We start from the raw sequence: 13,149 nt of genomic DNA, 5'->3' as shown, positions 1-13,149 counted from the left end.
CATCCCGGTGCGGGGCACTTCCACGTGCGGGGTCAGTAGGCCCTGCGATGCGCCGGCAAATCCATGAAGTCGAACAACTCCTCGGCGGCCGCCCGGTATTCGGCCGACGCCGCGGAATCGCCGAACACCTCGGCCGCATGGGCGAGGCCGACGAGCGCGAAGGCCTCCTCGGCCCGGAAGCTCATCGACGAGGCGATCGTGCGGGCATGGGAGTGCATCGCCATGGCCGCCTCGTGTTCCCCCCATCTCATGTGCAGCTGGCCGACGATGTTCTCGACCTTGGCGAGCCGGATCGGTGCTCCGCTCGCCCGCCCGAGGACCAGCGCCCGCTCGGCGAACGTCCGGGCCTGCGAGGTGTCGCCCCGTTCCATGGCGACCCGGGCGGACAGCGCGAACACCAGGGCGACGTCGCCCGGCGACCGGGTCTCGTCGCACAGGTCGCGGGCCCGCTTCAGGCCCGCGTCCGCGTCCGCGTACTCGCCGAGACCCACCTGGGCGAAGGCCAGATCGGTCAGGGCCATGATCTCGTTGCCCCGGCCGTGGGCGATCTCCAGCGCCTCACGGGCTGCGTCGGCCGCCTCCGGATAGCGTCCCCACCGCTCGTACAGGGTGCTGAGGATGGTCAGCGTCTCGGCGGCCGTCGCGGGGCCGCTCAGCTCCTTGGCCAGGCGGACGGCCCGCTCCAGGATGGGCAGGGCCTCCGCGTACCGCCCGAGCATCGTCATCAGCAGCCCGATGGTCGACTCGCTGTGCCCCTCGGTGTGCCGGTCCCCGGCGCGGATCGCCGTGTCGCGCGCCTCCGTGGCGACCTCCAGTCCTTCCTCGAACCGCCCCAGCTTCCAGCAGGCGGCTCCCAGGTTGGACAGGCTGATGCCGAGGAGCGAGAGGTCGTCGAGCCGCCGGGAGGCGGCCACCGCGAGATGCCCGACGCTCCAGAACGCGTCGAGCTGCCCCTGTGCGTACAGGTGGAAGCCGACGTTTCGGCTGAGGCAGGCCGCGTACCGGTCGTGACCGGACCGCTCGGCGAGGGCCACCGCCGCGAGCAGTCCCGCCTGCTCGCGGACGAACCAGTTCAGGGCCTGCTCGGCATCCCTGAAGACGGGCCGTTCACCCTCGTACGGCGCGATGCCGCTCGGCCTGCGCTCACGGCCCGGGAACAGCACCTCGCAGGCCGCGTCCGAGGCCGTCATGTAGTAGCTGAGCAGCCGCTCGACCGCCGCCGCGTCGTCGTCCGCCGTCGCCGGACCCCGCAGGCTCTGGGCGAAACTGCGCACCAGATCGTGGAAGGTGTAGAGACCGATGTCGGGCTGACGCACCAGGTGGACGTCGAGCAGGAACTCCAGCGCGTCCTCGGCGTCACGGACCGACGTCCCCAGGAGCGCGGCCGCCGAGTAGACGTCGGTGCCCGCGCACGGGTACAGGCTGAGGATGCGGAACGCGGTCCGGTACTCCTCGTCCATGGCCAGGTAGGACAGGCGCAGGGTTGCCGCCACGCTGCGCTCGCCCGAGCTCAGCTCGTCCATCCGGCGCGTCTCGTCGCGCAGCCGCTCGACCAGGTACCGCACCGTCCAGCGCGGCCTGTTGCGCAGCCGGGCCGTCGCGATGCGCAGGGCGAGCGGCAGGTGGCCGCAGAGCCGGGCCAGTTCGGCGGACGCCTCGGGCTCGGCCGCCACCCTGGCCTCGCCGAGCGTCTCGGTCATCAGGCTGGTGCTGTCCTCGGGCTCCATCATCCCGATGGACACCCACTCGACGCCGTCGAGGTCGAGGAGCCGGCCGCGGCTCGTGATCAGCGTCAGGCTGCCGGGCGAGACCGGCAGGAGCGGCCGGATCTGCGCGGCGTCGACGGCGTTGTCGAGCAGCAGCAGCATCCGCCGCCCGTCCAGCTTCGTCCGCCACAGTGCGCTGCGCCCCTCCAGGTCCTCCGGGATGCGGTCGCCCGGGGTGCCCAGGGTGCGCAGGAGGCTGTCGAGGGCGGCGGCGGCCGACACCGGCTTGCCGCCGGGAGTGAATCCGTGCAGGTCGATGTGGAGCTGCCCGTCGGGGTACCGGTCGGCCAGCTGGTGGGCGGCCCGCACCGCGAGGGTGGTCTTGCCCATGCCGCCCATGCCGTCGACGGCGACGACGCGGGCGTACCGGTCGCCGCCCCGGCCGCTGCCCCGGGCGTAGTCGAACAGCTCGGCCAGTTCGCGGGTGCGGCCCGTGAAGTCCGGCAGGTCGTAGGGCAGCGTGCACGGGGCATCCCCGGAGGTGGCCGCGGCGTGCGGTGGCGCCTGCGGCTGTCCGGGAACCCGCTCCGCCGGGGCCGGCGGCCCGACGGCGGGTACCGGGACCGGGAAGGCCGGTTCCGGTGCCGCCGCCGGTGCGGGAACATCCGGTTCGGGCACCGCGCCGGCTGGTGCCGCGGGCTCGGCTGCCGGGCGTTCCGGAGCGGCCAGTTCGGGGCTGTCCCGCAGGATCGCCTCGTACAACCTGGCCAGCCGCGGGCCCGGATCGATCCCGAGCTCGTCCACGAGCAGCTCGCGGACCTCCCCGTACTCCTTGAGCGCCTCCGCCTGCCGCCCCGACCGGTAGAGGGCCAGCATCAGCTGCCCGCGGAGCGTCTCCCGCAGCGGGTGCTGCGTGATCAGCGCGCGGAGGCCGGAGATGAGATCGCCGGACTCCCCCAGGGCGAGGCTGAGGTCGAAGAACTGGTCCGCCGCGGCCAGCCTGCGCTCTTCCAGCGCGGTCGCCGCGGCTTCGATCACCCGGCCGCCCATACCGGACAGTACCGAGCCCCGCCACAGTGCGAGGGCGCTCCGCAGCGCCTCGGCGGCCGCCGGGCGGCGACCCTCCCGCAGGGCCTGGCCGGCCTTCCCGGTCAGCGCGTCGAACTCCAGGAGGTCAACCTGGTCGTCCGTCACCACCGCCCGGTAGCCGGGCCCGTCGGTCGCGATCACCTCGGTGCCGGCCGGTATGCGCCTGCGCAGGTCCGCGACGGCCTTGCGCACCTGGTGCGCGGCGGTCACCGGCGGGTCCTGCTCCCACGTCGCCTCGACGAGCCGGGTGACCGGCACCACCCGGCCGGATTCCAGCAGCAGCATGCAGAGGACGCGTTCCTGAATCGCTCCCCCCAGCCTCAGCCGTGCCTGTCCGAACCACCCCTCAAGGGATCCGAGCACGTTGAACCGCAGCAGAGTCCCCCCTGCCCCGTCCGTTGGTCTCTCACCTGACTCCGCATCCGCCCCAGGCATGGGACATCCACCCCCCTCAACAGACCCCTGGCCAGGCCATGTCAACCGGATCATAGGGGTTACTCCTCGCTGGCGGTAAGCATCCGGTAGCAGATCAGGAAGCACGGCACGGACAGTTCACGGGCCGGCCTCGACGGGCCGCGGACAGAGCGAGTGCCAAAGGAGACGGGTGTGGGAAGACTGGAGCGACCGCTGGCCCCCGATGCCGGACCGGTCACCGCGTTCGCCCGGGAGTTGCGCAGTCTGCGTGCCGCGGCGGGCAGCCCCGGCTACCGCGACATGGCCATGCGGGCCCGGTTCTCCGCGTCGGTGCTCTCCGACGCGGCCGCCGGATACCGGCTCCCCACCCTCCAGGTGGCCCTCGCCTTCGCCGAGGCCTGCGGCGGTGACCGCGCCACCTGGGAACGCCGGTGGCACGAGGCGGCCCGCCCCGTGCCCAAGGACGGCAACCCCCGCCCCGCGGCCAAGGCCGTACAGCAGCACCAGGAGAACGAACTGCGCGCCGCCGACGTACGAGCCGTACTGCCCCCGCCGGCCCAGCTGCCGATGGCGCCCCGCGCCCTGGTGGGACGCGTCGAGCTGATCCAGCAGGCCAGGTCGCTGACCGCGCCCGCGCACGGCGGCCAGCCGGCCGCGGTCCCCCTGCTAATCAGCGGTCAGGTCGGTGCGGGCAAGTCCGCCTTCGCCCTGCGGCTGGCCCACGAACTGGCGACGGCCCTGCCCGACGGACAGCTCTACGCGAACCTCGACCCCGCCGCGGACGGCCGCAAGGACGCCGCGGGTATCGCGGGCGGTTTCCTCGAAGCGCTCGGTATCCCGGCCGACCGGATCCCGAACGACCCTGGGCAGAGAATGGGCTTGTACCGGTCTGTGCTCGACCGCCGCAGGATCCTCGTGCTGCTCGACAACGTGCAGCACGAACGCCAGGTGCGCGAGCTCCTGACCGCCGCGCCCGAGAGCCGCGTCGTGATCACCAGCCGCTCCCGGCTGCTCGGCCTCGACGGGGTGTGCCGGCTGCGGATGCCCGTCCTGGACCGCGACGAGTCCATGCACCTGCTCGCCCAGTCGCTGGGCGCGGACCGGGTCGGCACCGATCCGCGCTCCTGCCTGCGGCTGGCCGAGGCCTGCGGAGACCTGCCGCTGGCCCTGAACCTGGCCGCGCGCCGGCTGGCGGCCCGTCCGGAGTGGATGCTCCAGGACGCGGTGTCCGACCTGGTCGGCGAGGGGCCCGGGGAACCGGGCCGGTTCCTGGGCCGGCTGCAGGTGGGCGACGACGCCCTCGTCACCCGCCTGGACAGCGCCTACCGCCAGCTGACCCCGTGGGCCCGCCTGGTGCTGAGGCAGTTCGCCGGGTCGGACGGACCGCCCTCGGTGGACAACGTCGTGTACGAGTCCGCGGACGCGCTCGCCGTCCTGGTGGAGCGCTCCGCGCAGCCGGTCGAGGACCTCCTCGAACGCCTCCTGGACGCGGGCCTGCTGGACCACTCCGACGTGCCCGGGGAGTACGGGCTCACGCCCATGGCCCGGGCCTTCGCGCTGACCCAGCCGGACCCGACGGACGAGTCCCCGGCCGGGGCGCCGCGGTCGGCGGCGCAGGTGCCCGCACGGGCGGCGCGGTAGGCCGGCGCCCGCGGTCCGCGCCGCAGGCCGCGCCGCGGGCCTGGCCGCCCGGTCCGCGGGACCGCGCCGTTCTCAGCCGGCGGCTCCCGCCGGGGGCGGCGTCCGCGCGCCGTGGGTGATCGTCACGTACAGGTACTCGTCGAGGATCTTGGCCAGGGACACGTGCGGCCTGCCCAGATCGGCGCAGACGGAAGCCTCGGGCAACCCTCCGGCCTCGGCGAGCACTGCGCGCGCCCAGGCACCGCCGGTCCGCAGGTGGCGGGCGAAGGCGTCGCCGTCCCGGGCGCCGTGGAGTCGCTCCGCGATGGCCGCGTCCCAGGGCATGACCGAGGCGGGGCGCAGCGCGTACAGCGCCTTGGAGGCGGCGGTCGGGCCGAGGCTGCGGCGGCCGACCGGTACGGCCGCCAGCTCCGCGTAGGCCTTCGCGAGCCGGGAGATCTCGCGGGGGCCGAGCGCCGCCAGCGGCGCGTCCGGCATCCCCCGGTGGCGCTCCCACCAGGCCGCGAGTCCCGCCCCGAAGGCGTCGGGCTCGCCCTCGCGCGGGTAACGGATGCGGCATCCCCAGGAGTTGAGCCAGCGGTGCAGGGCGGTGCGGTGCGCGGCGGCGGAGAGGTCGAGGGCGCCGGTCTCCTCGCGCAGTGCCAGCCAGCTGCGGTCCACGCCGGCGAATCCGTTGAACACCTCCGCCGCGGCATGCAGCCGGGCCAGCGTGGGCGGTGACGGGACCGGGGCCGGGCCCGCCGGGTCTCCCGCCGCGGTCCCCGCCGGGGGTCGGTCGAGGTGTTCGCGGGCCACCCTCGCCGGCACCACCATCCGCCAGGCCTCGGTGACCAGTTCCGTCAGCTCCTCGCGGTCCAGGGCGGCGAGGTGGGCCTGCGCCCAGTGGAAGCGCAGATCCGACTCCCTGGGCAGGAAGAACTTCGCGGGTTCGGCGGCGACGAGCGCCGCCCGCTCCTCCTTGGGGAAGGCGAAGCCCAGTTCGCTCTCGTCCCGGGAGAGCGCGAGATAGACGATCCTGCCGATCCGGAACTTCACCCGGTCCCGGACGAGATGCTCCTGGGTGCGCGGCAGGGCGAGCGCCAGCCGACGCACGTCGTCCACCGTGACCGCGGCCCGCTCCTTCGGTGTCACGCCGGCCCCCCGCTCACAGGCCCGCGAGCTGCGGGGCGTGGACGTCCAGCGGCCCGTCGAGCGCGCCGACACCGATCGGTGCGGGGCTGCGGCCGCCCAGCCGGTCGGCGAGCGACCTTGCGATGAGCGGCGCGAACTTGAAGGACGTCCCGCCGCAGGCCGCGTACGCGTATCCCGCGCTGCCGAGGGCGACGACCAACGGGCCGCCGGTGGGCGCGAACGCCGAGTAGTAGGCGTCCTTGGCGGTGGCGACCCAGGCCGGCCCGAAGCCGGGGAGGACGTCCCCGAACTCCTTCTCCAGCTTGCGCTGCCAGTACGGGTCGGTGGCGTAGTCGGTGATCGCGTCCACCGCCCGGCAGGCGGTGGCCGAGGTGAGCTTGAGGGCCGTGCCCGCCACCGGGGGGATCAGCCAGGCTCCGCCCCTCGTACCGAGGGCGGGCACGGCCGGGGTGGCGGCCCAGGCGGCCGCCTGCCGCCGCGGCACCCTGCAATACAGGAGGGACTGCCGGTAGAGCGTGAGCTGTTCGGACATGCCCGCCGGCAGCAGGTCCCGCGACCAGGGGCCGACCGCCATGAGGACCGCGTCGCCGTGCAGCACCTGCCCGTCCACCAGCCGTACCGTGCCGCTGTCGGCGTCGACGGCGGTCACGGGCCGGTGTTCGATCAGCTCGATGCCGCGCTGCCACTTCAGCCAGCCGACGCATGCCGCGAGGACCCGTTCGGCCAGCAGGACGCCCGCCTCGGTCTCCAGCACCCCGCCGAGGCCGCCGTCCAGGTGCAGGTGCGGGTAGCGGTCGGCGAGGCCGGCCGAGGTCAGCTCCGTCGCCCTCCCCCCGGCCCTGACGATCATGGCTGCCCCGTCCGCGGCCGCCGCCGGCGGCACGACGGTGAGTGCACCGACCTGCTCGTAGAAGCGCGTCACGAGGAGCTCTTCCAGCTCGATCCACCGCCGGTGTGCCCGCAGGGCGGCGCCGGTGGTCTGCGGGTCCGCGGGATGCAGGGCTCGCAGGATCCGGTGCTGGTCGAAAGAGGTGGCCCGGCTGTGCGGGATGGGCCCCTGGTCGACGATCGTGACCCGGTGTCCGTCGAGCACGCACTCGACCGCCGTCAGCAGCGCGATCACGCCCGCGCCCACTACCGTTACCCTCGCCGACATCACCCTCCTCCTTTCTTGGTGTCCGGTTCCCGACGCGTCAGCTGTCGAGGACGATGGTGGTCAGCGCCTCGGCCTTGGCGAGGGACTCCTCGCAGCTCAGGAAGTCGTCGCCGGCGCAGATCAGGTTGGCGTAGCGGCTGAGGTAGCCGTCCGGCGGCAGCAGCAGCTCCGTGCCGGCGGGCACCATCACGTTGGCCTCCAGCAGCCCCGGCACGTCCGTGACGGCGGGTGCGTCGATCGACCGGACCGTGCCGTTCCGTGGCGGGTAGAGGAAGCGGATGCCGACCGTGCGGGACAGCGTCGGCTCCCGTTCCGGCAGGGTGCCCGAGGCGATCTCCGCGGCCAGTTCGCCCGGCTCGACGCCGGTGGCCAGGCTGCCCAGGTAGGGGATCAGGTCGCCGCCGAGGCGGGCGTTCACTTCGATGATCACCGGACCTCGGGTGGTGAGCTTCACCTCCGTGTGTGTGATCCCGTAGCCGATGCCCAGCTCCCGGTGTGCGGCCCGCAGCACGCGCAGCAGCTCCTGGTCGGCGAGCAGCGGGTCGGTGGCGCTGACGGTGTGCCCGGTCTCCTCGAAGTAGGGCGCGAGGCCGACTTCTTTGCGGGCGAGGAAGAGCGGGCTCCAGGCGCCGTCGAAGACCGTGCCGTCGATGCTGATCTCGGGGCCCATGACGCACTCCTCGACCAGCACCCCACCCTCGTAGTCGCTGTTCCCGCCGCGGCTGGCGGCGTCCGCGACCTCGAAGGCGGCACGGACCCCCTCGGGGCCGTCGACCTTGATGACGCCGATGCTGGCGCCCATGCCGCGGGGCTTCAGGACGACCGGGTAGCCGAAGGCGTCGGCCGTCGCGAGCGCCTCGTCCGCTCCCGTCACGTAGGCGAAGTGCGGCTGGGGCAGCCCGGCGGCGGTCAGCATCTGCCGGGTGTTGTGCTTGTTGCGGCAGTTGTCCGCCCCCCGGAAGGTCAGTCCGGGCAGGCCGAGCCGCTCGGCTATGAGGGCCGTGGTCACGACGAGCGTCTCGTCGTAGCTGAACACGCCGACCACGCGGTGCTCGGCGGCGACCGCTTCGGCAGCCTTGATCAGGCCTTCCGTGTCGGGCACGAGGCGTTGCGGGTCGAGCAGCTCCACGGTGGTGGAGCCCAGTACGTGGTCGCGCTGCCAGGTCGGTTCGGCCGCGTCCAGGATCCAGATCGGGCGCCGGCGGGCCGCGCCCGCGAGCAGGTACTCGCGGTAGGCGCGCTGTCCGCTGCCGACCAGGATCACCACGCCGTCATCGGTCGTGTGGGCGTCATCGGTCATGTTCGTCACCTCGCGGAGTTGGTCAGGACCCGGTCCCCGGCCGTCGCGATCGCGGCCAGCACGGGCTTGGCGATGGCGAGGTAGTCGGAGGTGGACAGGGCCACGGAGCGGTCCAGGCGGGCCGCGTTGAAGTAGATCTCTTCGGTGAGTGCCAGGCCCTCGTCCACGACGAGGTGGAGGTCGGGGTGGAAACTGAGCGGCATCACGGTGCCGCAGACGCTGCCGGCCAGCCGTTCGGCGATCTCCGGGGTGGCGAAGGCGGTGCGGCCTCCGCCGAACAGCGCGGCGACCGCGGCCAGGTCGACCTGGCGGTCTCCGGGGACCACCGCGAGCACGTACTTGCCGACCCGCTTGGTGATGCTGACGCGGACGATGATGCACTTGGCGGCCTGCTCCAGCGGGTGCCCGCGCAGCACGCTGGCGAGGTCCGTGCGGCCCTCGGCCGGGTGGTCGATCAGGCGGTAGCGGGCCTGGTGCAGGTCGAGCAGGTCGAGCAGCGTCCGGTACATCAGTGGGCCTCCGCCTCTTCCGCGGCCGTGCCGGCGTAGTGCCAGTCCTCGGGGTTGATCAGTCCGAAGGGGTTGATCGGGGCGACGCCCTGGAGGCCCTTGGCGACCTCCAGCAGGCGGAAGGGGAAGTTGGGCATCCAGATCACCGGAACCTGCTGTGCGATGTAGTCCTGGTAGGCGTACAGGTCCTCCAGGTCGTCGCTGACCACGGTCCGGGCGATCAGCTCGTCCGCCTTCGGGTCGCTGTAGCTGCCGAAGTTGACGGAGGATCCGCTGGAGTAGAGGGCCTCACCGGTGGGGTAGAAGCCCGGGCCGTAGCCCCAGCCGCCGTTCCAGTCGCTGAACTCCCACAGGCACGGGCTGTCGGGACCGGGGGTGCAGGTGGTGTCCTCCAGGACCAGGACGCTCGCCTCGACCTCGGTCAGCACGATCTCGATGCCGGCCCGTGCGGCGTCGGCGGCGAACTTTCGCATGACCTCGGTGAGGGTCTCGTGCCCCGCGGCGTAGCGCATCGAGAACCGCAGCGGAGTGCCGGCCGGGATGCCTTCGCCCGCCTCACCGGGGCCGGTGCCCTCACGGACGCAGACGCCCGGCGTGGAACTGATGTCCCACCCGTTCCCGGTCAGGAAGGTCCGGGCCGCCTCGACGTCGAAGGGGTACGGGTCGTCGTGCGCGGCGGGGGAGAGCAGCGGGCTGTCGGGCAGCGCCGGGATGGGCCCGGTGGTCGGGTAGCCGTAGCCCTTGTAGACGTCGCGGATGGCGCCCCGGGAGTCGAGGCAGGACTGCAGTGCCTGGCGGAAGTAGAGCTGCTTGAAGATTTTTCCGGCAACGGTGGGGTTGTTGAAGTTGATCGGGAAGTAATGGATTTTGTAGGTGAGCTGGGGGACGAGGTCGTAGTGCTCGCCGAGCGGGTTCGGCCCGCCGGCCAGCAGGTCCTCGGCCGGCTCCGTGACCTCGTCGAAGGGCAGGAATCCGACCTGTACGCCGTCGACCGCCTCGGGTCCGCGGCGCAGCATCTCGTACTGCTCGGTGTCCGAGCCGGTGGGAATCAGCCGGAACTCGTCCAGGTAGGGCTTGTTGGGGCCGCTGTAGCTCTCGTTGGGCGTCAGGACCGCTTCGCCCGACACCCCGTCGATGGTGTAACGCGTCAGCTTCCAGGGGCCGTTGACCACACCCCAGACGGGGCTGGTGTCCCAGCTCTTGCGCTCGTCGTTGCAGGCCCTCAGGTAGGCGTAGACCGCCGAGGCCTGGGACGGGTCGTGGGTGGCGTCGGCCGGCCGGTCGTCGCCGGTGCGGTCCCACGCCCTGGGCAGCGGGGTGATGGTGCTGAACTGGTTCATCAGGACCCAGTTGTGCGAGTAGGCGCGGTCGAAGGTGAAGCTCACCTTGTCCTCGGCGACCTTCTCGTAGCCGGTCAGGTTGTCCGGGAAGAAGCCCGGCGTGTATCCGCCGAAGCTGTCCTTCTCAGCCTCCAGCAGGTGCATCCACAGCATCACGTTGTCGGCGTTGACGGTCTCGCCGTTCGACCACCGGTAGGGCTTGACGGTGATGGTCGCCGTGCGGCCGTCCTCGCTCCACACCGGGGGCTCGGCGAGGCTGCGCTCGTAGTCGACCGTCGGCTGGCCGCCGGAGCCGTACCAGTAGAGCGGGCGGTACATCAGTGTCTGGAACTCGTGCAGGTTGGCCACCCCGTAGTACTCGCCGGGGGTGAAGGGGAAGATGAAGACCGGGCTGAATCCGCTGGTGCAGGCCCAGGTCACGCTCCCCCCGCGGAGCGGGGTCGTGGGCGGGGTCATGTCCGTACTTCCTCCAATGCGGATTCACCGCTGTCCGAGTGGGCCCCGTAGCGCTCCCAGCGCTCGTTGAGCCGGATCCGTCCGTCGTCGAGGAACTCGGGGGTGCTCCAGCACCTGCCCGCGATCACTTCACCGCTCGCGAGGACCATCGTGTAGGCGAATTCGAGGTTGCCGTCGGGCTCCACGCGCCCGTTGAGCGAACCGCGGCGGACGGGCCCCCCGTCGAAGTCGGCCCAGAGCAGGTCCCCTTCCTGGCGGTAGTGGCCGACGGGGGCGTCCTCGTCCTTCGGGTATCCGGTGTTGCGGAAACTCCTGCCGTCGTAGTCGATCACGTGGCCCGTATCTCCTGACTGCAGCACTTGACCGCGCCGCCGGCCTTCAGCAGCTCCGACATGTCCACGCCGTGGGGCTCGAATCCGCGGGCCCTCAGCTCATCGATCAGGCCGGTCGCGGTCTCCGTCAGGACCACGTTCAGTCCGTCGCTCACCGCGTTGAGGCCGAAGGCCTCGGCATCCTCCCGGGTCGCGAGGATCGCGTCCGGGTACAGCTCCCGCAGCACGGCCCGGCTCTCGTCGGAGAAGGCGGCGGGGTAGTACATCACCAGGTCGTCGTCGAGGACGCACAGCGCGGTGTCCAGGTGGTAGAAGCGGGGGTCGGTCAGGGCCAGGCCGACCACGGGCAGGCCGAAGAACGCGCGGAGCTCCTCGAACGCGCCGGGGTCGCTGCGGAATCCCGCGCCGGCCAGGATCCGCCGGCCGGCCGGGGCGAAGTCGCCCTCGCCCTCGTTGACGCGGTCCGGGACCTTGATGTCGGTGTAGCCGTGTTCCTCGAACCAGGCCCGGTAGGCGTCGGCCTCGGCCGCCCGTTCCTGGTGGCGGAACTTCGCGATCAGGACCTTCCCGTCGACCACGGTGGCGCCGTTGGCCGAGAACACCATGTCCGGCAGGCCGGGCACCGGGTCGATGTACGAGACCTCGTGGCCCAGGCCGAGGAACAGGTCCCGGACCCGCTCCCACTGGGCCAGAGCCAGAGCCGCGTCCATCGGCTTGTCCGGGTTCATCCACGGGTTGATCGCGTAGCTCACCTCGAAGTGGGTGGGCCGGCACATCAGGTAGTGGCGCCTGGTGGCGGTGCGCCGGACGGTCTCAGCCATGCTCGGGCCTCATCTCGGTACGGATGCGGCCGGCCGCGACGTGTGCGGCGGTCAGCGCCTCGGTCAAGGAGGTGCCGGTGGCCCCGATGAAGCCGAGGATGTTGTTGCCCGCGGGCGGCCGCTTGATGACGCTGCCCGGGGTGGCGGTGATCTTGAGGAAGAACAGCGCCGGGTCCTCGGCCACCTCGCTCGGCACGTCGATCGACTCGACCGTGCCGGCGCCGCTGATCAGGCACATCGCGGCGGTGTGCACCTCGGTCGGCGCGTAGTGGGAGACATCGGGCCGGATGCCGCGGGCCACGTCCGACACGCATTGGATGGGGTCGTGGCCGGCGCTGATGCGGGCCATGTGGTCGAGCCCGCCGCCTCCGGGGCGGATCGCGATCTCCAGGATGAAGGGCCTGCCCTGGTGGAAGCGCACCTCGGCGTGGAGCACCGACCGGCGCAGTCCCTGCGCGTGGGCCGCGTCCCGGACCACCTCGTGGACGGCGGCGACCTGCTCCGGGGTCAGCGAACTCGGCGCGTGGTGGACGTCGTCGTCGAAGGTTCCGCTCTCGACGGTGATCCGGTCCACGATGGAGCCGAGGTACACCTCCTCGTCCCAGGCCAGCGCCTCGATGAGGTGCTCGTGCCCGTCGAGGTAGCCCTCGACGATGATCCCGTGCGGACCGAGGTCCAGGCCGTCGGCCTCCATCAGCGCCCAGGTCATGGTCTCGATGCCCGAGGTGGCGTCCGCGAAGCGGGCGCGCATCTCCTCGGGGTCGTCGACCTTGAAGACGAAGTTGCTGGCGGCGCCGAGGGTCGGCTTGAGGATCAGCGGGTAGCCGAGCTCCTCGCCGGCGGCCAGGGCCGCCTCGACGTCGGGGGCGTAGCGGAACCCGGGATGCGCCGCGCTGCCGCGCTCGTGCGCCTGGCGCATGAGCAGCTTGTTGCGGCTGGTGCGGGCGGCCTCGAAGCCGATGCTCGGCAGTCCGAGCGCCTCGGCGACGACCGCCACCGTGACGACCCCGGACTCGGAGAAGGTCAGGACCCCCTCGAAGTCCTCCTCCGCGTGCCAGGCCTTGGCGGCCGTGACGATGTCCTCGATGTGCTTGGATCCGGCGATCCGGTAGCGGTCCGCGTCCCAGAAGTCCTCGGTTCCGATGCCGTTCAGTACGAAGACCTGGGCGCCGCGTTCCTCGATCTGCTGGTAGCGGGAGACGTAGTAGGTGGCGTTCTGGCTGGCCTCGATGGCGAGCAGCTTCATGTCCGGTC

10 protein-coding genes are annotated in these 13,149 nt (G+C 72.2%); 1 reads left to right on the top strand and 9 read right to left on the bottom strand.

The window, feature by feature from the left end; translation table 11 throughout:
* Positions 1-32: 32 nt before the first annotated feature.
* A complete protein-coding gene (locus R4Z63_RS15885) occupies positions 33-3,080 on the bottom strand; it encodes an AfsR/SARP family transcriptional regulator (protein ID WP_384449144.1) in 3,048 nt (1,015 codons plus the stop codon).
* Between the two features lie 321 nt (positions 3,081-3,401).
* Here R4Z63_RS15885 and R4Z63_RS15880 point away from each other — a divergent pair, with 321 nt between their 5' ends.
* On the top strand, positions 3,402-4,850 hold the full coding sequence (locus R4Z63_RS15880) for a helix-turn-helix domain-containing protein (RefSeq protein WP_384449141.1): 1,449 nt from the start codon (positions 3,402-3,404) through the stop codon (positions 4,848-4,850).
* A gap of 72 nt (positions 4,851-4,922) precedes the next feature.
* On the opposite strand, the gene R4Z63_RS15875 is transcribed toward R4Z63_RS15880, so the two are convergent.
* Genes R4Z63_RS15875 through R4Z63_RS15840 form a run of 8 tightly spaced genes read right to left on the bottom strand, consistent with a single transcriptional unit; the run spans position 4,923 to position 13,141 of the window.
* On the bottom strand, positions 4,923-5,981 hold the full coding sequence (locus R4Z63_RS15875) for an MmcQ/YjbR family DNA-binding protein (RefSeq protein WP_384449139.1): 1,059 nt from the start codon (positions 5,979-5,981) through the stop codon (positions 4,923-4,925).
* Positions 5,982-5,994: 13 nt separating this feature from the next.
* Entirely contained in the window at positions 5,995-7,137 is a 1,143-nt protein-coding gene (locus R4Z63_RS15870; RefSeq protein WP_384449136.1) for an NAD(P)/FAD-dependent oxidoreductase, read from the bottom strand.
* A gap of 37 nt (positions 7,138-7,174) precedes the next feature.
* Entirely contained in the window at positions 7,175-8,437 is a 1,263-nt protein-coding gene (locus R4Z63_RS15865; RefSeq protein WP_384449133.1) for an ATP-grasp domain-containing protein, read from the bottom strand.
* Between the two features lie 5 nt (positions 8,438-8,442).
* Complete coding sequence (locus R4Z63_RS15860) at positions 8,443-8,946, bottom strand: YbaK/EbsC family protein (RefSeq protein ID WP_037920470.1); 504 nt, start codon at positions 8,944-8,946, stop codon at positions 8,443-8,445.
* Positions 8,946-10,742, bottom strand: a complete 1,797-nt coding sequence (locus R4Z63_RS15855) for an ABC transporter substrate-binding protein (RefSeq protein WP_037920468.1) — start codon at positions 10,740-10,742, stop codon at positions 8,946-8,948. The genes R4Z63_RS15860 and R4Z63_RS15855 overlap by 1 nt, the downstream gene beginning before the upstream one ends.
* Complete coding sequence (locus tag R4Z63_RS15850) at positions 10,739-11,074, bottom strand: avidin-fold protein (protein ID WP_037920467.1); 336 nt, start codon at positions 11,072-11,074, stop codon at positions 10,739-10,741. The genes R4Z63_RS15855 and R4Z63_RS15850 overlap by 4 nt, the downstream gene beginning before the upstream one ends.
* A complete protein-coding gene (gene ddaH, locus R4Z63_RS15845) occupies positions 11,071-11,895 on the bottom strand; it encodes a dimethylargininase (RefSeq protein WP_037920466.1) in 825 nt (274 codons plus the stop codon). The genes R4Z63_RS15850 and ddaH overlap by 4 nt, the downstream gene beginning before the upstream one ends.
* Positions 11,888-13,141, bottom strand: a complete 1,254-nt coding sequence (locus tag R4Z63_RS15840) for an ATP-grasp domain-containing protein (RefSeq protein ID WP_384449128.1) — start codon at positions 13,139-13,141, stop codon at positions 11,888-11,890. The genes ddaH and R4Z63_RS15840 overlap by 8 nt, the downstream gene beginning before the upstream one ends.
* Positions 13,142-13,149: the final 8 nt, after the last annotated feature.

Source organism: Streptomyces sp. PL-29 (assembly GCF_058344425.1).
Note: the sequence above shows the minus strand (reverse complement) of the source record. Positions and strands in the feature narration are given on the sequence as shown.